18 protein-coding genes are annotated in these 17314 nt (G+C 72.2%); 13 read left to right on the top strand and 5 right to left on the bottom strand.

Annotated elements, in window-relative coordinates:
* Window positions 1-22 precede the first annotated feature (22 nt).
* Entirely contained in the window at window positions 23-1306 is a 1284-nt protein-coding gene (locus ABT070_RS03170) for an MFS transporter (protein ID WP_351753839.1), read from the bottom strand.
* Between the two features lie 176 nt (window positions 1307-1482).
* Window positions 1483-2265: an IclR family transcriptional regulator gene (locus ABT070_RS03165; protein WP_351753836.1), complete on the bottom strand. Its 783-nt coding sequence runs from the start codon at window positions 2263-2265 to the stop codon at window positions 1483-1485.
* Window positions 2266-2406: 141 nt separating this feature from the next.
* Between ABT070_RS03165 and ABT070_RS03160 the strand changes: the two genes are divergently transcribed.
* The 12 genes from ABT070_RS03160 to ABT070_RS03105 all read left to right on the top strand — a co-directional run bounded on the left by ABT070_RS03160 (window position 2407) and on the right by ABT070_RS03105 (window position 13557).
* Entirely contained in the window at window positions 2407-3345 is a 939-nt protein-coding gene (locus ABT070_RS03160; protein WP_351753833.1) for a 5-dehydro-4-deoxyglucarate dehydratase, read from the top strand.
* Window positions 3342-4631, top strand: a complete 1290-nt coding sequence (locus ABT070_RS03155; protein WP_351753831.1) for a glucarate dehydratase family protein — start codon at window positions 3342-3344, stop codon at window positions 4629-4631. The genes ABT070_RS03160 and ABT070_RS03155 overlap by 4 nt, the downstream gene beginning before the upstream one ends.
* The gene (locus ABT070_RS03150; protein ID WP_351753828.1) at window positions 4628-4885 is read left to right on the top strand and encodes a hypothetical protein; all 258 of its coding nucleotides are present in this window, start codon (window positions 4628-4630) and stop codon (window positions 4883-4885) included. The genes ABT070_RS03155 and ABT070_RS03150 overlap by 4 nt, the downstream gene beginning before the upstream one ends.
* Before the next feature lie 94 nt (window positions 4886-4979).
* Complete coding sequence (locus tag ABT070_RS03145; RefSeq protein WP_351753825.1) at window positions 4980-6161, top strand: carbohydrate kinase family protein; 1182 nt, start codon at window positions 4980-4982, stop codon at window positions 6159-6161.
* A 135-nt stretch (window positions 6162-6296) separates the two neighbouring features.
* Window positions 6297-7355 carry a PhoH family protein gene (locus ABT070_RS03140; RefSeq protein WP_351753822.1) on the top strand — a complete coding sequence of 353 codons (1059 nt, stop codon included), beginning with the start codon at window positions 6297-6299 and terminating at the stop codon, window positions 7353-7355.
* 13 nt (window positions 7356-7368) lie between these two features.
* Window positions 7369-7866: an rRNA maturation RNase YbeY gene (gene ybeY / locus ABT070_RS03135; protein WP_351753819.1), complete on the top strand. Its 498-nt coding sequence runs from the start codon at window positions 7369-7371 to the stop codon at window positions 7864-7866.
* Entirely contained in the window at window positions 7863-9170 is a 1308-nt protein-coding gene (locus ABT070_RS03130; protein ID WP_351753816.1) for a hemolysin family protein, read from the top strand. Before ybeY ends, ABT070_RS03130 begins: the two co-directional genes overlap by 4 nt.
* A 101-nt stretch (window positions 9171-9271) precedes the next feature.
* The gene (locus ABT070_RS03125; RefSeq protein WP_351753813.1) at window positions 9272-9631 is read left to right on the top strand and encodes an MmcQ/YjbR family DNA-binding protein; all 360 of its coding nucleotides are present in this window, start codon (window positions 9272-9274) and stop codon (window positions 9629-9631) included.
* A gap of 143 nt (window positions 9632-9774) precedes the next feature.
* Entirely contained in the window at window positions 9775-10128 is a 354-nt protein-coding gene (locus ABT070_RS03120) for a cytidine deaminase-like protein (protein ID WP_351753811.1), read from the top strand.
* Window positions 10129-10396: 268 nt separating this feature from the next.
* Entirely contained in the window at window positions 10397-10873 is a 477-nt protein-coding gene (locus ABT070_RS03115; RefSeq protein WP_351753809.1) for a hypothetical protein, read from the top strand.
* Between the two features lie 171 nt (window positions 10874-11044).
* Window positions 11045-12385, top strand: a complete 1341-nt coding sequence (locus ABT070_RS03110; protein ID WP_351753806.1) for a beta-xylosidase — start codon at window positions 11045-11047, stop codon at window positions 12383-12385.
* A gap of 143 nt (window positions 12386-12528) precedes the next feature.
* The gene (locus tag ABT070_RS03105) at window positions 12529-13557 is read left to right on the top strand and encodes a WxL protein peptidoglycan domain-containing protein (RefSeq protein ID WP_351753804.1); all 1029 of its coding nucleotides are present in this window, start codon (window positions 12529-12531) and stop codon (window positions 13555-13557) included.
* On the opposite strand, the gene ABT070_RS03100 is transcribed toward ABT070_RS03105, so the two are convergent.
* Together ABT070_RS03100 and ABT070_RS03095 are read right to left on the bottom strand one after the other, a co-directional pair.
* Complete coding sequence (locus ABT070_RS03100; protein WP_351753802.1) at window positions 13554-13892, bottom strand: P-II family nitrogen regulator; 339 nt, start codon at window positions 13890-13892, stop codon at window positions 13554-13556. The two genes, ABT070_RS03105 and ABT070_RS03100, sit on opposite strands and share 4 nt — an antisense overlap.
* Complete coding sequence (locus ABT070_RS03095; protein WP_351753799.1) at window positions 13889-15199, bottom strand: ammonium transporter; 1311 nt, start codon at window positions 15197-15199, stop codon at window positions 13889-13891. The genes ABT070_RS03100 and ABT070_RS03095 overlap by 4 nt, the downstream gene beginning before the upstream one ends.
* Window positions 15200-15373: 174 nt before the next feature.
* Here ABT070_RS03095 and era point away from each other — a divergent pair, with 174 nt between their 5' ends.
* Complete coding sequence (gene era, locus ABT070_RS03090; protein WP_351753796.1) at window positions 15374-16327, top strand: GTPase Era; 954 nt, start codon at window positions 15374-15376, stop codon at window positions 16325-16327.
* 13 nt (window positions 16328-16340) lie between these two features.
* Here the strand turns inward: era and ABT070_RS03085 are convergent, their stop codons facing one another.
* A complete protein-coding gene (locus tag ABT070_RS03085) occupies window positions 16341-17201 on the bottom strand; it encodes a helix-turn-helix transcriptional regulator (RefSeq protein WP_351753793.1) in 861 nt (286 codons plus the stop codon).
* Window positions 17202-17314 lie beyond the last annotated feature (113 nt).

Genomic DNA, 17314 nt, shown 5'->3' with positions numbered 1-17314 from the left:
ACGAGGGGCCGGTCGGGCGGCCTCAGTCACCGGACCCCGGCGCGGCGCCCGCCCGCCGGGGTCCGGCCGTGCCGTACGCCTCCCGGACGGGTACCGCCGAGCCCTCCACCGGGATCTCCACCACCACCTGCGGTTCCGGGGCGCCGCCCCGCCGCCGGACCGCGCCCGCGGAGCGCGTGCCGCCGCCCGTGCGCAGGGCGACGGCGGTCATCGGCACCGCGACCACGAGCAGCCCGGCCCCCAGCACCAGCCCCATCACCGGGAACCCGGCCCACGCCGACAGCACGCTCCCGGTCAGCGGCCCCGCCGCCGTCCCCAGCGAGCCCGCCGACCCGACGAGCACCGCCCAGCGGCCGCGCGGGTCGAGCGAGGCGGCCAGCCCGATCAGGTACGACAGCACGATCGGGTAGAGCGTGTTCCAGGCGATCTCGCCGGCCGCGAAACCCACCGGCCCGGTCGCTCGGGCGCTGGCGACGACACAGCCGGCGATCAGGACGGTCCCGGCGCCGATGGGCACCGCCCGCCCGAGCCTCGCCCCGAGTGCCCCCGCGCCCAGCACTCCGGTGAGCCCGGCCCCCAGCGCCACCGCGAAGACGACGCCGACGCCGGCCTCGGTGAGGTGCGCCTGGGTCAGGCCGATGCGCCCGCTCACGCCCCAGAGCGCGTTCTGGACTAGCGACCAGCAGGGCATGGCGGCGGCCAGGACGAGTCCGGCGCGGAGCCGGGGCAGCGGCGGGCGGTCCGCACGGCGGGTGCGGGCGGGTGCCGTCCGGCCGGGCAGACGCCCCGTCAGCGGCCATACCGCGAGCGCGGTGAGGGCGATCGCGGCCAGCGGCTGCCCGTGCCCCGCGCCCAGGTGCGGAACCGTCAGATAGACGGCGCCCGCGAGCGCGGAGACCCCGAGCAGGCCCGCCGTGGAGACGCGGTGCGGGTCGGGATGGGCGGCGATCCGGGTGGCGGCGACCGTCGTGACCGTGCCGGAGCCGAAACCGCCGAGGACCGCGCCCGCGACGACGGCGCTCACCCCGCCGGCGAGGGCGGCACCGCCGTAGCCGAGCACGGCGAGGGCCAGTCCGGTCCGGGCGAGGCTCCGCGCCCCGATCCGCTCCACGCGGGAGGCGAGCAGGAACCCGGCGGCGGCCGAACCGAGCAGCAGCGCACTGCCGACGGCTCCGGCCTCGGTGGCGGACAGCGGCAGCCCGGCGTCCAGTCGGCCGACCACGGTCGGCAGCAGATAGGGGGCGAGGTACCCGGACGCGAACAGGGCGACGACGGGCCAGGGCAGGGTGGTGCGAGGGGCGAACACGGGCGTTCCAGGGCATGCGAAAGGGACGGCTCGGAAAGAGGGGGTGGGGCGCCGACCGTCGACGGACAGGAACGCGCGGGCAATTTGTATCAAGCACGCGGTGCGAGATGAAGAGGGGGATGGGTGATGTGGATCACTTTGCGTTTGGAGCGGGGGAGACCGGGTAGCGGCGAGCGCTAACGCCAGTCGGCCGCGCCGCTCGAACCCGGCGCCGTCGCCTCGATCTTCGCCCTGATCTCCCACATCACCGCGACGATCCGCTCCTCGTGCTCCGGCGTCAGCCGGGCCACCGGCACCGAGCAGCTGACCGCGTCCTGCGCGGGGGTGTCGTAGCGCAGCGCGAACCCGAAACCGACGATGCCGAGGACACCCTCCTCGCGGTCCACGGAGTACCCGCGCGCCCGTACCCCGGCGAGGTCGGCGAGCAGCGCCTGACGGCTGGTGCGGGAGTGCGGGGTGAACGCCTCGTACGGCCCCTCGGGCAGCTCGCCGTCCGGCCGCTGCGCCAGCAGCGCCTTGCCCAGCGCGCCGACGTGCGCCGGGAGCCGCCGCCCGACCCGGCTGATCGTGCGCAGGTACTCGTGCGACTCGCGGGTGGCCAGGTACGCCACTCCGCGGCCGTCCAGCCGGCCCAGGTGGATCGTCTCGCCCAGCGCCTCGGACGCCTCGTCGAGGTAGGGCCGCACCAGCCGCACGCGCGGGTCGGAGTCGAGATAGCTCGTGCCGGTCAGCAGGGCGTGGATGCCGATGCCGTACAGGGAGCCGGTCACGTCCGTGCGCACCCAGCCCCGGCTGATCAGGGTCTGGAGCAGCGCGTACATCGAGCTGCGCGGCACGCTCAGCTCGTCCGCCAGCTCCTGGAGCCGCGCCGGCCGGTCGCCGCGCGCCGCGAGCAGTTCCAGCAGCTCGACCGTGCGCGCCGCGGACTTCACCTCGCGGACGCCGCCTGTCTCCGACATGTGCCGATCGTAAGGGTGTGCGGGGGGAGGGGCGCACGCCCGGCCGGTGCGTCGCGGCGCACGCCCATTGACGGTCGGCGTTCGCGTATCTAATCTCCATCCTCATACGTGGATAGCGTCTACATAGGGAGATGACCGAGGGTGAGCCTCGACAGGGAAACGGTCCGACGCCTGCGGGACGGCATGACACAGGGGGTGCTGTCGTTCCCGCTCACGAGCTTCCACGACGACGGCTCCCTCGACCCCGACGGCTTCCGCACGCACGTCGCGGACCGGATCGCGACCGCACCCGGCGCCGTCTTCCCCGCCTGCGGCACCGGCGAGTTCTTCTCCCTCGACGAGGACGAGTACCGGCAGGTGGTCACGATCGCCGTGGAGGAGGCGGGCGGCCGCCTGCCCGTCGTCGCCGGGGTCGGCTACGGCTGGGCCCAGGCCGCCCGGTTCGCGCGCATCGCGGAAGAGGCCGGCGCCGACGCCCTCCTCGTCCTGCCGCACTACCTCGTCGCCGCCCCGCAGGACGGCCTCGTCGCCCAGCTGGAGCAGCTCGCCGCCCGCACCCGGCTGCCCCTCATCGCCTACCAGCGCGGCCAGGTCGCCTTCACCGCCGCCTCGCTGCGGCGGGTCGCCGCGATCCCGGGCGTCATCGGCCTCAAGGACGGCCACAGCGACCTCGACCGCCTCCAGCGGCTCACCCTCGCCGCCCCCGACGGCTTCCTCTTCTTCAACGGCGCCGCCACCGCCGAGATCCAGGCCCGCGCCTACGCCACCGTGGGCGTGCCCGCCTACTCCTCCGCCGTCCACGCCTTCGCCCCGGAGATCGCGAACGCCTTCTTCGGCGCGCTGCGCGACGGCGACGACAAGGCGGTGGACCGGCTGCTGCGCGACTTCTACGTCCCGCTCGTCGAACTCCGCGACCGGGTGCCGGGGTACGCCGTGTCCCTGGTGAAGGCGGCGGCCCGGCTGCGCGGCCGCCCCGTCGGACCGGTCCGCGCCCCGCTCACCGACCCCTCGCCGACCGACCTCGCCGACCTCAGGACCCTGCTGAGCACCGGCCTCGACCTCGTAGGAGCCGCGCTGTGAACCTCACGATCACCGACGTCCGCCTGACCCCGATCCTGGTCGCCGACCCGCCCCTGCTCAACACGCAGGGCGTGCACCAGCCGTACACGCCCCGGCTGATCGTGGAGGTCGAGACGGCGGACGGGGTCACCGGCGTCGGCGAGACCTACGGCGACACCAAGTACCTCGAACTGGCCCGCCCGTTCGCCGAGAAGCTGCACGGCCGCCCGGTGAGCGACCTGAACGGCCTGTTCACCATCGCCGACGAGGTGGCCGTCGACGGCTCCCGGGTCTCCGGACAGGTGGACGTCGGCGGGCTGCGCGGCGTCCAGACCGCCGACAAGCTGCGGCTGTCCGTCGTCTCCGCCTTCGAGGTCGCCTGCCTCGACGCCCTCGGCAAGGCGCTCGGCCTGCCCGTGCACACGCTGCTCGGCGGCAAGGTGCGCGACGCGGTCGAATACAGCGCCTACCTCTTCTACAAGTGGGCCGACCACCCCGAGGGCGTCCCCGCGGAGAAGGACGGCTGGGGCGCCGCCGTCGACCCGGCCGGGGTCGTCGAGCAGGCCCGGCGCTTCAAGGAGCGCTACGGCTTCACCTCCTTCAAGCTCAAGGGCGGTGTCTTCCCGCCGGACGAGGAGATCGCCGCCGTACGGGCACTGGCCGAGGCGTTCCCCGGCCACCCGCTGCGGCTCGACCCCAACGGCGCCTGGTCCGTGGCGACCTCACTGAGGGTGGCCGACGAGATCGGCGGCCTCCTCGAATACCTGGAGGACCCGGCCCTCGGCACCCCGGCCATGGCCGAGGTGGCCGCGAGGACCGACGTGCCGCTCGCCACCAACATGTGCGTGACGACGTTCGCCGAGATCAAGGAGGCGTTCACCCGCGACGCCGTCCAGGTCGTCCTCTCCGACCACCACTACTGGGGCGGACTGCGCAACACCCGGCAACTCGCCGAGATCTGCCGGACGTTCGGCGTCGGGATCTCCATGCACTCCAACACCCACCTGGGTATCTCGCTGGCCGCCATGACCCAGGTGGCGTCCACCGTCCCGAACCTCCACCACGCCTGCGACTCCCACTACCCCTGGCAGTCGGAGGACGTCCTCACCGAACGCCTCACCTTCGACGACGGCAAGGTCACCGTGTCGGACGCGCCCGGCCTGGGCGTCGAACTCGACCGCGACAAGCTCCGGTTCCTGCACCGGCGCTGGCTCGACGACGACGGCGCCCTGCGCGAGCGCGACGACGCGGCGGCCATGCGCCAGGCCGACCCCGACTGGGTCACCCCGGCCGTCCCCCGCTGGTGACCTCCGGGCCGGGGGCCCTGCCGTCGATCGTGGACGGCATCGGCGGACCGCACGCCCTGCGGGCCGGCGGCGCCGACGTCGGTGCCGTGTCCGCGCGCGATCGACGGCCGATCGGCGTCGCCCGCCCCGCCGGGGGCGCCGGCCTGCCGTCCGCCGAGGCCGGAGCCCGCCCCGCCGATACCGGCCTCGCAGCGCGGGCGGCGGGTCTGCCGGTGGACGGGGTGTGGCCCGAGGGCGCCGCTCGCGGGTACTGAGGGGTAGGTGTCCCCGCGCCGCGTGTGACAGACGGGGTGTTGTCGGTGGCGTGGTGCACACTGGCCGGATCGGCACCACGTCAGGGAGCGCACCGTGACCGCGTCCAACGCGTCCACCGGAGAGGGACGCCACCGCCAGACCGGCAAGGCCGGCCAGATCTGCCCTGCTGCCCGGGTCGACCCCCTGGCCGCCCGGCGCGCCCCCGGCGATCCGCCGTGGGACGTCTACCTCACCGGCACCGTCTTCCTCGACATCATCTTCACCGGACTCGACTCCGCCCCGGTGCGCGGGACCGAGTCCTGGGCGCGCGGAATGGGCTCGAGCCCGGGCGGGGTCGCCAACATGGCCACCGCCCTCGCCCGGCTCGGCCTGCGCACCTCCCTCGCGGCGGCCTTCGGGGACGACCACTACGGCGAGTACTGCTGGGACGCCCTCGAACAGGGCGAGGGCATCGACCTCAGCACCTCGCGCTCCGTCCCCGGCTGGCACTCGCCGGTCACCGTCTCCATGGCCTACGAGGGCGAGCGGACCATGGTCTCCCACGGACACGAACCGCCGCCGGAAGCCATGACGGCCGAGGAGGGCGCCCCGGAGCACCCGCCGCACGCCCGCGCCGCCGTCGCCTCCCTCACCCCGGGCAGGCGCGACCCCTGGATCGAGCGGGCCGCCGGGCGCGGCACCCGCATCTTCGCCGACGTCGGCTGGGACGACACCGGTGCCTGGGACCTGGCCGGCCTCACCGACCTGGCGCACTGCGAGGCCTTCCTGCCGAACGCGGAGGAGGCGATGCGCTACACCGGCGCCGCCTGTCCCCGTGCCGCCGCCCACGCCCTCACCGAGCACGTACCGCTCGCGGTCGTGACGCTCGGCGCGGAGGGCGCCTACGCGGTGGACCGGCGCACCGGCGAGTCCGCGGAGGTCCCGGCCATCGCCGTCGAGGCCCTCGACCCGACCGGCGCCGGGGACGTCTTCGTGGCCGGATTCGTCACCGGCACGCTCGCCGACTGGCCGCTCGCCGACCGCCTCGCCTTCGCCGGCCTCACCGCGGCCCTCTCCGTGCAGGAGTTCGGCGGCTCGCTCTCCGCCCCCGGCTGGTCCGAGATCGCGGCCTGGTGGCGCAGGGTCCAGTCGGTCGAGAGCCAGGACCCCGAGGCGCTGCGGCGCTACGCGTTCCTCGACAGCCTGCTCCCGGCACTGCTCACTGCGGCGGAGGAGGCCACCCCGTGGCCGCTGCGCAGAGCGGTGCCGACGATCGGTTTCGGCCGCTCCGCATAGTCGTCCGGCCCCGTCGCGGGACCCGGAAAAGCCCTACGGCGTTGTCAGTCCCCTGGCGTACCCTTGAACTCGCCAGGCCGCCCTTGTGGCAGGCGCGACGCATCCGGGAGGACGTAGAGGCCTTCGGGCCGGCCTATGACTCAGACACCCACAGCTCACACGCCCGCGCAGGGCAAGGCGAGAGCACAGTTCACCGTTCCCGCCCAGCACCCCATGGTGGCGGTGCTGGGATCCGGAGACTCCCTCCTGCGCGTGATAGAGACGGCCTTCCCGGCGGCTGACATCCACGTCCGGGGCAATGAGATCAGCGCGGTCGGCGACCCACGGGAAGTCGCTCTCGTCCAGCGCCTGTTCGACGAGATGATGCTGGTGCTCCGCACCGGGCAGCCGATGACGGAGGACGCAGTGGAACGCTCGATCGCCATGCTGCGGGCGAGTGAGAACGGGACGAGTGACGGCCAGGAGACCCCGGCCGAGGTTCTGACGCAGAACATCCTGTCCTCGCGCGGTCGCACCATCAGACCCAAGACCCTCAACCAGAAGCGGTACGTCGACGCGATCGACAAGCACACGATCGTCTTCGGCATCGGCCCGGCCGGTACCGGCAAGACCTATCTGGCCATGGCCAAGGCAGTCCAGGCCCTCCAGTCCAAGCAGGTCAACCGCATCATCCTGACCCGCCCGGCGGTCGAGGCGGGGGAGCGGCTCGGCTTCCTCCCGGGCACGCTGTACGAGAAGATCGACCCCTATCTGCGCCCGCTGTACGACGCGCTGCACGACATGCTGGACCCGGACTCGATCCCGAAGCTGATGGCCTCGGGGACGATCGAGGTGGCGCCGCTCGCCTATATGCGGGGTCGGACCCTGAACGACGCCTTCATCATTCTGGACGAGGCTCAGAACACGAGCCCCGAGCAGATGAAGATGTTCCTCACCCGGCTCGGCTTCGAGTCGAAGATCGTGATCACGGGTGACGTGACCCAGGTGGACCTGCCGAACGGCACGAAGTCGGGTCTGCGTCAGGTCCAGGACATCCTGGAGGGGGTCGACGACGTCCACTTCTCCCGCCTGTCCTCCCAGGACGTCGTCCGGCACAGGCTGGTCGGCCGTATCGTCGACGCGTACGAGAAGTACGACAGCGAGAACGGTACGGAGAACGGCACCCACCAGGGCGGCCGTAACAAGCGGAAGTAGACAAGTCAGCACCATGTCGATCGACGTCAACAACGAGTCCGGAACCGAGGTCGACGAGCAGGCGATCCTCGACATCGCCCGCTACGCGCTCGCGCGGATGCGCATCCACCCGCTCTCCGAGCTCTCGGTGATCGTCGTGGACGCCGACGCCATGGAGCAGTTGCACATCCAGTGGATGGACCTGCCGGGGCCGACGGACGTCATGTCCTTCCCGATGGACGAGCTGCGTCCGCCGTCGAAGGACGACGACGAGCCCCCGCAGGGCCTCCTCGGCGACATCGTGCTCTGCCCCGAGGTCGCCGCCCGGCAGGGCACGGAGGCGCCGACGCAGCACTCCATGGACGAGGAGCTCCAACTGCTCGCCGTCCACGGGGTGCTGCACCTGCTGGGCTACGACCACGAGGAGGCCGACGAGAAGGCCGAGATGTTCGGTCTGCAGGCCGCCATCGTCGACGGCTGGCGTGCGGAGAAGGGCCTGACCGGCCCGTCCCCGGCCCCGACCGTCTCATGAGTCCGACCCTCGTCGCCGGCGCGATCGCGCTGGTCGTCGTCGCCTGGCTCGCCGCCTGCGCGGAGGCGGGCCTCGCGCGCGTCTCCAGCTTCCGCGCCGAGGAAGCCGTGCGTTCCGGCCGGCGGGGCAGCGCCAAGCTGGCGCAGATCGCCGCCGACCCCACCCGCTATCTGAACGTGGCGCTGCTGGTCCGCGTCGCCTGCGAGATGGCGGCCGCCGCGCTGGTCACCTACGCCTGCCTCCAGCAGATCGACGGCACGACTCCGGCCCTGTTCGCGGCGATCGGCGTGATGGTCCTCGTGTCGTACGTCGCCGTGGGCGTGTCCCCGCGCACCATCGGCCGCCAGCACCCGCTGAACACCGCGACGGCGGCCGCGTACGTACTGCTTCCGCTGGCGCGGATCATGGGCCCCATCCCGTCGCTCCTGATCCTCATCGGCAACGCGCTGACCCCCGGCAAGGGTTTCCGCCGGGGCCCGTTCGCCTCCGAGGCGGAGCTGCGCGCGCTGGTCGACCTCGCCGAGAAGGAGTCCCTGATCGAGGACGACGAGCGCCGCATGGTGCACTCCGTCTTCGAGCTCGGCGACACCCTCGTACGCGAGGTCATGGTCCCGAGGACCGACCTCGTCGTCATCGAGCGGTACAAGACCATCCGCCAGGCCCTGACCCTCGCCCTGCGCTCCGGTTTCTCCCGCATACCGGTGACCGGCGAGAACGAGGACGACATCGTCGGCATCGTGTATCTGAAGGACCTGGTCCGCAAGACGCACATCAACCGGGACGCCGAGGGCGAGCTGGTGTCGACGGCGATGCGGCCCGCCGCCTTCGTCCCCGACACCAAGAACGCCGGTGACCTGCTGCGGGAGATGCAGCAGGACCGCAACCACGTCGCCGTCGTCATCGACGAGTACGGCGGCACGGCCGGCATCGTCACCATCGAGGACATCCTCGAGGAGATCGTCGGCGAGATCACCGACGAGTACGACCGTGAACTCCCGCCCGTGGAGGAGCTCGGCGACGACCGGCACCGGGTCACCGCCCGCCTCGACATCACCGACCTCGGCGAGCTGTACGGCATCGAGGAGTACGACGACGAGGACGTGGAGACCGTCGGCGGGCTGCTCGCCAAGGCCCTGGGCCGGGTGCCCATCGCCGGGGCGTCGAGCGTGGTCGACCTGCCGGACGGGCGCGCGCTGCGGCTGACGGCGGAGACCGCGGCCGGCCGCCGGAACAAGATCGTCACAGTGCTGGTCGAGCCGGTGAAACCGGCGGACCGGCCGGAGGACGAGACGAAACCCGAATGACGGGGTCCCCGCCGGAGCCACGGTTCCGCGTGACCGCGTGACCGCGTGACCGAGTGACCGAGTGACCGCATGACCGAGTGGCCGAGTGATGGAGTGATGGAGTGACACCTCAGCAACTGCGTGCCTTGTGTCTCTCCTTCAACGCGGTCGTGGAGGACTTCCCCTTCCGGCCGGAGATCTCGGTGTTCAAGGTCGGCGGCAAGCTGTTCGCCCTGACGACCCTGGACGCGCGGCCCCTGACGGTGAACCTCAAGTGCGACCCGGACGACGCGGTGCGCCTGCGCGGTGAGCACGAGGGGCTGATCGTCCCCGGGTGGCACATGAACAAGCGGCACTGGAACACGGTGACGGTCGACGGGGAGCTCCCTGACCGGCTGGTCCGGGAACTCGTCGAGGACTCCTACGATCTGGTGGTCGCCGGTCTGCCGCGGGCCGAACGGCTGCGGCTCGACCGGCCCTGAGCCCTCCGCGGCCGCGCGGCCCGCGCCCTTCCGGCCATCGCAACGGCCGGGGAGTCGTCCCTGCCGGTGGTGGCGGCACCACCCGTCACGCGAACGCGCAGGGCAGACGCGGTGAGCGCATCGGTTCTTCGTATGCTCGGGGCATGACCGACAGCAACGTGCTCGATCCCGAGGACCGCAAGATCGTCACCCTGGCCCGTTCCGCGCGGGCCCGCAACGGTGTGCCCGAGGGGGCCGCCGTACGGGACGAGACCGGACGTACGTATGTCGCGGGGACGGTGGATCTGCCGTCGCTGCGGTTGAGCGCGCTCCAGACGGCGGTGGCCATGGCGGTGGCCTCGGGGGCGGAGTCCCTGGAGGCGGCGGCCGTGGTGACCTCGTCGGAGGCGGCCGCCGAGGCGGATCTGGCCGCCGTACGGGATCTCGGCGGGGCGGGGACGCCGGTGCTGGTGGCCTCCCCGGACGGGACGGTTCGGCTCACCCTCTCCGCGGGCTGACGGGAGCCGGAAGCGGCTCGTCGAGGGGGCCGGCCGGAGGTAGGCCGGATTTCAACCTTGCCGTTCTCGTATCGCTCGCGCATCAATGGAACCGCAAGTTCCGACGGACCGTCAGATTCGACCGTCAGGCCTGATCATCGGACCCGACCGTCAGATCTGAACCCGGGCAGGGTGTCCGCACCCATCCCTCCCGGGCGGTGGTCCGCCGGTATCTCCCGTCCATCCACCCCCCACATGGATTCCCGTACTCGGGAAGGGAGCGGATCCCATGAGAGGCAAGCGAATCGGATCAGGTGCGGCAATGCTGGTCGGGGCCCTCGCGGTCACCGGACTGGCCCTCGCGCCCTCGGCTGTCGCCGTCACCCCGCTGACGGCGAACGTCACCGCCAGTTGCGGTCTCTTCGGAGGCGGCGCAGCCACCCTCACGGCCACCCAGACGGGCACGGCCGCCACCCTCAAGCTCACGTCCACCGCGATCACCACGCCGATCTCGATCGGCGCGAACAGCATCAGTTCCACGCTCACGATGGCGAACTCGACCGGTTCCGCGAGGGTCTTCTCCGGCACGGTGAACCCCGCCATGCCGGCCGGCTCCACGATCACGGTCGGTCCGCTCAACGGGACCGTGGCCTCGGGTGACAGCCTGAACTTCTACGGCGGCTCCCTGAAGATGGTCGTCTTCGGGATCACCGTCACCTGTACGACGAGCGCGACGCAGACGCCGGGTCCGTTCGTGTTCAGCTGATAGCGGTTGGAAACTGAGCCGACAGGCCGTCGGTTTCCCGGCTGCGCCAGGAAGCTGACGGCCCATCAGTTCACCGCGTGATGTCCATTGACTTCTCGTGCGATCCGCATCTCAATGCCCCCTGTCGGCGCAGAAGAGCCGCTGCGCCCGCACCCTGGAGGAGGGGGCAACATGGGTTCACCCCGAAGTTCCGGAAGCACCCGAGGTTCCCGAAGACGGCGCTGGGCGTCGCTGCTCGGGGCGACCGCGCTCGCGGTCACCGCCGGAGGGGCGCTGGCGGCCCCGGCCGGCGCCGCGTCCAACGTGGACTACCCCACGCACTGCATCCCGCCGGCCATCGCGGGCCTCCCGCCGATCGACGGCACGACCACCGCGAAGATCACGGTGGACAACACCACTCCCGACGTCGGCGACACCGTCGCCGTCACGTACACGGTGGTCACGCCCGCCGCGAGCAACCCCACCGACCTCGCCCTGCCGGCCGACATCATGACGCCGACGGGCAAGGTCACCCTCGGCGGTGCGCAGACCGGCAGCGTCACGGTCACGGGGCCGAAGAAGAACGACCCGGTGCCCGGCAAGGGCGCCTTCCCGTCGTTCTCCATGACCGGCACCTTCACGGTCACCACGCCCGGCGCGATCACCCTCTCGCCCGGTGACTACAACATCCACACCAGCTACATCCTGGAGCTGGACACCCCCTGCACGGTGACCAACCCGCCCGCCCCGGTGTCGGAGACCGTCACGGCCGCCGACAACCCGCCGGCCAACACCCGCGCGATCTCGCTGGGTTCGGCCTCCGGAAGCCCGGGCGCGGCCGTCGCCGTCACCGGCAGCGGCTTCACCGCGGGCGCGAGCGTCACGCTGGCCGGGCGCTCCGCGTCCGCCCAGACCGCGGACACGGCGACCGTGACCGCGGACGCGCAGGGCGGCATCTCGGGCTCGCTCGTCGTCAGCGACCTCACCACGACCGGTGTCGTGGCGTACGAGGGCGGCGCGTGGAGCTCGGACCTCGGTGCCGGACCGGTCGCGTACGTCGTCATCGACGACCAGCCCGTACCGGAGGGCAGCCAGAAGGTGACCACCACGGTCCGGGCGGGCACGCTGTCGATGTCCCAGGCCGGGGACGCCGTCCAGCTGTCCGCGGTCGACTTCGGCCAGGGCGGGGCCTCGACCGGCGCGCTGCAGACCGTGACCGTCAAGGACTTCCGCGGCGGGCCCGCGGGCTGGTCCCTGACCGGCAAGGTCACCGACTTCAGCGGCCCCGGCGCCAAGATCGACGCCGGCAAGCTGAGCTGGACGCCCGCGTGCACGACCAAGGCGGGCAGCCCGAGCACCTGTCAGGCCGGTTCGGCGGGCACGATCGGCGCCGCGGGGGCGACCCTGGCGTCCACGCCCGACGGCACGGCCACCGGTGGTGAGTTCACCACCGACGCCCGACTGTCCCTCGACGTACCGTCGTTCACGCCTCCGGGCAGCTACGCCGGCGTCCTGACCCTCACGCTCACCTGAGCGTACGCACCACGTCCACCGGTGGCCGGGCGCCCGCCCCACAGGTCCGCACCCGCCCGTCCGCCCCACCGTCCAAGCCCGTTCGTCGGGGCCCGCCGACCGGGACCCGCCGGCCGGGACCCGTTCGCCGGGGGTCCGCACCCATGCGCAAGCCGTACGTCCTCCTCCTGCCGCTGCTGTTGTTCCTGACGCTCGCGACCCCCGCCCGCGCCGCCGACAACGGCAGCTGGTCGGTCTATCCCGTCTCCTCGGCCGTCGCCGCGCGGCCCTACTTCTATGTCTCGGCCGATCCCGGCCAGACGATCGAGGACGAGGTCGTCGTCGCCAACAAGACGGACGAGCCCCTCACCTTCCGGCTGTACGCGGCCGACGCCTACAACACCGCGCGCGACGGCGGGTTCGCCGTGAAGTCGCTCGGCGAGAAGATGCGCGGCGTGGGCGCGTGGGCCGAGCTGCCGAAGGACCGGGTCACCGTGCCCGGCCGCGCGACGGTCACCGTGCCGTTCACCGTCCGGGTGCCCGAGGGCGCCGAGCCGGGCGACCATCCGGGGGCGATCGTGGCCCTCGACGAACGGGTCGAACAGGGTGACGGCGGGGTCGCGCTGGGCGTCCAGCGGGCCGTCGGCGCCCGGGTCTACCTCCAGGTCGGCGGGCCCACACTGCCCGCGCTCGCCGTCGAGAACGTCGAGATCAGCCACGGCCAGCCGCTGATCCCCGGCCTCGGCGACAGCACGGCGACGATCTCCTACACCCTGCACAACACCGGCAACGTCACCCTCGCACCGAAGGTGGAGCTGAAGGCCAGCGGCCTGTTCGGCCGTACGCTCCTGACCCGGGATCTGAAGAAGCTCCCCTCCCAGCTCCTCCCGGGCCAGCGCGTCCGCCTCACCGAACGCTGGGGCGACGCCCCCCAGCTCGACTGGACCGACGTCAGGCTGACCGCGACCGCCAAGGGCACCGAGGAGTCGGCGAAAGCGTCCTTCGTGGCGGTGCCCTGGCTGGTGGCGGCCTTGCTGGCGGCCGGGGTCGGAGCAGGCGTCTGGCTGCTGATCAGACGCCGGCGAACGCGCTCTGAAGGGGCGCGGGGCGCTGACATTCTGCGGCTCCGCCGCGGGGCGCGACAAGCCCCCACGGACCCGCAGCCGAAACTCAGCCGGACCGCCGGAGGTTAAAGCGCGTCGGGCCCCCGCTCGCCCGTCCGCACCCGCACGACCGTCTCGACCGGCACGGCCCAGACCTTCCCGTCCCCGATCTTCCCGGTCCGCGCGGCCAGCACCACCGCGTCGATCACGGCATCGGACGCGGCGTCGTCGACGACGACCTCGATCCGCACCTTGGGCACGAGGTCGACCTGGTACTCGGCGCCCCGGTACACCTCGGTGTGGCCGCGCTGCCGGCCGTAGCCGCTGGCCTCGGTCACGGTCAGGCCGTGCACGCCGAGCTCCTGGAGGGCCGTCTTGACCTCGTCGAGGCGGTAGGGCTTGACGATCGCGGTGATGAGCTTCATTCCTGTGGCTTGACCTTCTGGGCGGAGAGGGCGGAGTGCGAGCCGACCGGGGCGCCGTGGCCCAGGACGCCGTGATCGTATGCCGTCTCGGCGTGCACCGTAAGGTCCAGGCCGGTGTGCTCGTGGTCCTCGTGCGCGCGCAGGCCGATCGTCTTGTCGAGAACCCTGCCGATGCCGTACGTGACGGTGAAGGCGTACGCCCCGACGACGATCACGGCGACCAGCTGCCTGCCGAGCTGGGCGAGCCCGCCGCCGTAGAGCAGGCCCTCGGCGCCGCCGGTCATGGCGTCCACCGCGAAGACGCCGATGAGGAGCGTGCCGATGACCCCGCCGACCAGGTGGACCCCGACCACGTCGAGGGAGTCGTCGTAGTCGAACCGGAACTTCCAGGCCACGGCGTAGGAGCAGACGACACCGGCCGTGAGGCCGACGGCCAGCGCGCCGAGCAGGGAGACCGAGCCGCAGGACGGTGTGATGGCCACCAGGCCCGCGACCGCGCCGGACGCCGCGCCCAGCGTCGTCGGGTGGCCGTCGCGCTTCTGCTCGACGAACAGCCAGCCGAGCAGGCCGGTGCAGCCGGCGGCCATGGTGTTGAGGAAGGCGGCGGCCGCCAGCCCGTTCGCGCCCAGGGCGGAGCCCGCGTTGAAGCCGAACCAGCCGAACCAGAGCAGACCCGCGCCCAGCATCACCATGGGAAGGTTGTGCGGACGCATCGCGTCCTTCTTGAAGCCCAGCCGCGGGCCCAGGACCAGGCACAACGCCAGTCCCGAGGCACCCGAGGTGATCTCGACGGGGAGACCGCCGGCGAAGTCGAGGGCGCCGAGCCGGTCGAGGATCCAGCCGCCGGGGCCCCACACCCAGTGCGCGACGGGAACGTATACGAGGAGTGCCCAGACCGGTACGAAGACCAGCCACGCGCCGAACTTCGCCCGGTCCGCGATGGCGCCGCTGATCAGGGCGGCCGTGATGATCGCGAAGGTGAGCTGGAAGGTGGCGAACAGGAGGGTGGGGACCGTGCCCTGCACGCTGTCCGGGCCGAGGTCCGCCATCCCGGCGTGCTCCAGCCCGCCGATCAGCCCGCCCCCGACGTCGTCGCCGAACGCGAGCGAGTAGCCGGCCGTCAGCCACACCACCGTGACCAGCGCGATCGACACGAAGCTCATCATGAGCATGTTGAGGACGCTCTTCGTGCGGACCATGCCGCCGTAGAAGAGGGCCAGGCCCGGGGTCATCAGCAGGACGAGGGCGGTGGCGGCGAGCAGCCAGGCGGTGTCGCCGGTGTTCGCATGGGCGGCGGCCAGAGTCACGGGGGTCTCCAACGATGCGGGGGCTCGTCAGAGGTTCACGGGTTCCGGTTTCGGGTCGCGTACAGGTGTGTTTCCATGACGTTTCGTTGCGTGGAGGTTTCCGGGAGCTCACGAGGGAGGGCACTGCCGCTCGTGTGTGCGGCGGGGCTCCGTGGATCAGGGAGAATGGGGCCCATGAGCGTCCGTAACCAGTCATCCGAGCAGTCGGCCGAGGCCCCCCACCGCGCCGGCTTCGCCTGCTTCGTGGGCCGTCCCAACGCGGGCAAGTCCACCCTCACGAACGCTCTGGTCGGGAAGAAGGTGGCGATCACCTCGAACCGTCCACAGACCACCCGGCACACGGTACGGGGCATCGTGCACCGCCCTGACGCCCAGTTGATCCTGGTCGACACCCCGGGCCTGCACAAGCCGCGCACCCTGCTCGGCGAGCGGCTCAACGACGTCGTGCGCGCCACCTGGGCCGAGGTCGACGTCATCGGCTTCTGCCTGCCGGCCAACGAGAAGCTGGGCCCCGGCGACCGCTTCATCGCCAAGGAGCTGGCCGGGATCAAGCGGACCCCGAAGGTCGCGGTCGTGACGAAGACCGACCTCGTGGACTCCAAGACGCTCGCCGAGCAGCTCATCGCGATCGACCAGCTCGGCAAGGAGCTGGGGTTCGAGTGGGCGGAGATCGTGCCGGTCTCGGCGGTCGGCGACCAGCAGGTCGGGCTGCTGGCGGACCTGCTCGCCCCGATGCTCCCGGAGAGCCCGCCGCTCTACCCCGAGGGCGACCTGACGGACGAGCCCGAGCAGGTGATGGTCGCCGAGCTGATCCGCGAGGCGGCGCTGGAAGGCGTACGCGACGAGCTCCCGCACTCCATCGCGGTGGTCGTCGAGGAGATGCTCCCGCGCGAGGACCGTCCGGCCGACAAGCCGCTCCTCGACATCCACGCGAACATCTACATCGAGCGCACCAGCCAGAAGGGCATCATCATCGGCCCCAAGGGCAAGCGCCTGAAGGACGTGGGCATCAAGTCCCGCAAGCAGATCGAAGCGCTGCTGGGCACGCCGGTCTTCCTCGACCTGCACGTGAAGGTGGCGAAGGACTGGCAGCGCGACCCGAAGCAGCTGCGCAAGCTGGGGTTCTAGCTCGTCCTCCAGCTCATCCGTCGAGGGGCGTCGGCTGCGGGGACATGTCCTGGAGCCCCACCACCCGGAGCAGTCGGAGCCGCTCGTAGGAGTCCGTGCCCGGGCGGGCCGTGTGGATGATCAGCAGCTGGCGGTGCTCGTGGCTGAGCAGGACCTCGCAGTCCAGGTCCAGCAGGCCGACCAGCGGGTGCAGGAAGCGTTTCGTCGCCTTGTGCCGCAGGGACACCTGGTGCTCGTCCCAGAGGCGGGCGAACTCCTCGCTGCCGGCGCGCAGTTCGGCGACCAGCGCGGCCGGTTCCGGGTCGTCGGGACGGGCGGCGGCCACCGCGCGCAGATTGGCCACATGGGCGCGGGCGTGGCCCGCCCGGTCCTCCTCCGGGAACATTTCGCGCGCGTCCGGGTCCAGGAAGTACACGCGGGCCAGGTTCCGCGCCCGCCGGGGGCGGGACATGACATCGCGGGTCAGCGCACGGGCCATCGCGTTCTGGGCCAGCACCTCCCCGCAGTCGGTCACCACCTGCGCCGAGGTGTCGTCCAGGCGGTCCAGGATCAGCATCAGCCCGGGCGCGACGTGGGTCGACGCCGTCTCCCGGCGCGGCGGCTCCTCGCCGGTCAGATGGAACAGATGGTCGCGCTCGTCGGCGGTCAGCCGCAGCGCGCGGGCCAGCGCCGTCAGCATCTGGCGGGACGGGCGCGGCCCCCGGGCCTGCTCCAGCCGCGTGTAGTAGTCCACCGACATCCCCACCAGCTGGGCCACCTCCTCGCGGCGCAGCCCGGACGTGCGACGGCGGGCGCCCGCCGTCAGCCCCACGTCGGAGGGGGTCAGACGGGCCCGTTCGCGGCGCAGGAAGTCGGCGAGTTCGGCTCGGTTCACCCCTCCAGGCTGCGGCATTCCGCCGCTCGTATCCAGGGACTGCCGATCCCCTGATCGACGGGTCTCTCCCGGCCGCCGCGGCTCCGCCCGAGGGTGGAGGGACCAGACCGAAT

The sequence above is a fragment of the Streptomyces sp. NPDC002884 genome, assembly GCF_040295245.1.
Lineage (GTDB): Bacteria > Actinomycetota > Actinomycetes > Streptomycetales > Streptomycetaceae > Streptomyces.
The sequence above is the reverse complement of the archived record's forward strand: the minus strand, read 5'-3'. Positions and strand labels throughout refer to the sequence as shown.

What these genes read in the sequence shown, in the direction of transcription:
- ABT070_RS03165 (WP_351753836.1), bottom strand. Translation starts at nt 2,265, where the DNA reads ATGTCGGAGACAGGCGGCGTCCGCGAGGTGAAGTCCGCGGCGCGCACG.
- ABT070_RS03140 (WP_351753822.1), top strand. Translation starts at nt 6,297, where the DNA reads ATGACTCAGACACCCACAGCTCACACGCCCGCGCAGGGCAAGGCGAGA.
- ybeY (WP_351753819.1), top strand. Translation starts at nt 7,369, where the DNA reads ATGTCGATCGACGTCAACAACGAGTCCGGAACCGAGGTCGACGAGCAG.
- ABT070_RS03130 (WP_351753816.1), top strand. Translation starts at nt 7,863, where the DNA reads ATGAGTCCGACCCTCGTCGCCGGCGCGATCGCGCTGGTCGTCGTCGCC.
- ABT070_RS03120 (WP_351753811.1), top strand. Translation starts at nt 9,775, where the DNA reads ATGACCGACAGCAACGTGCTCGATCCCGAGGACCGCAAGATCGTCACC.
- ABT070_RS03115 (WP_351753809.1), top strand. Translation starts at nt 10,397, where the DNA reads ATGAGAGGCAAGCGAATCGGATCAGGTGCGGCAATGCTGGTCGGGGCC.
- ABT070_RS03110 (WP_351753806.1), top strand. Translation starts at nt 11,045, where the DNA reads ATGGGTTCACCCCGAAGTTCCGGAAGCACCCGAGGTTCCCGAAGACGG.
- ABT070_RS03105 (WP_351753804.1), top strand. Translation starts at nt 12,529, where the DNA reads ATGCGCAAGCCGTACGTCCTCCTCCTGCCGCTGCTGTTGTTCCTGACG.
- ABT070_RS03100 (WP_351753802.1), bottom strand. Translation starts at nt 13,892, where the DNA reads ATGAAGCTCATCACCGCGATCGTCAAGCCCTACCGCCTCGACGAGGTC.
- era (WP_351753796.1), top strand. Translation starts at nt 15,374, where the DNA reads ATGAGCGTCCGTAACCAGTCATCCGAGCAGTCGGCCGAGGCCCCCCAC.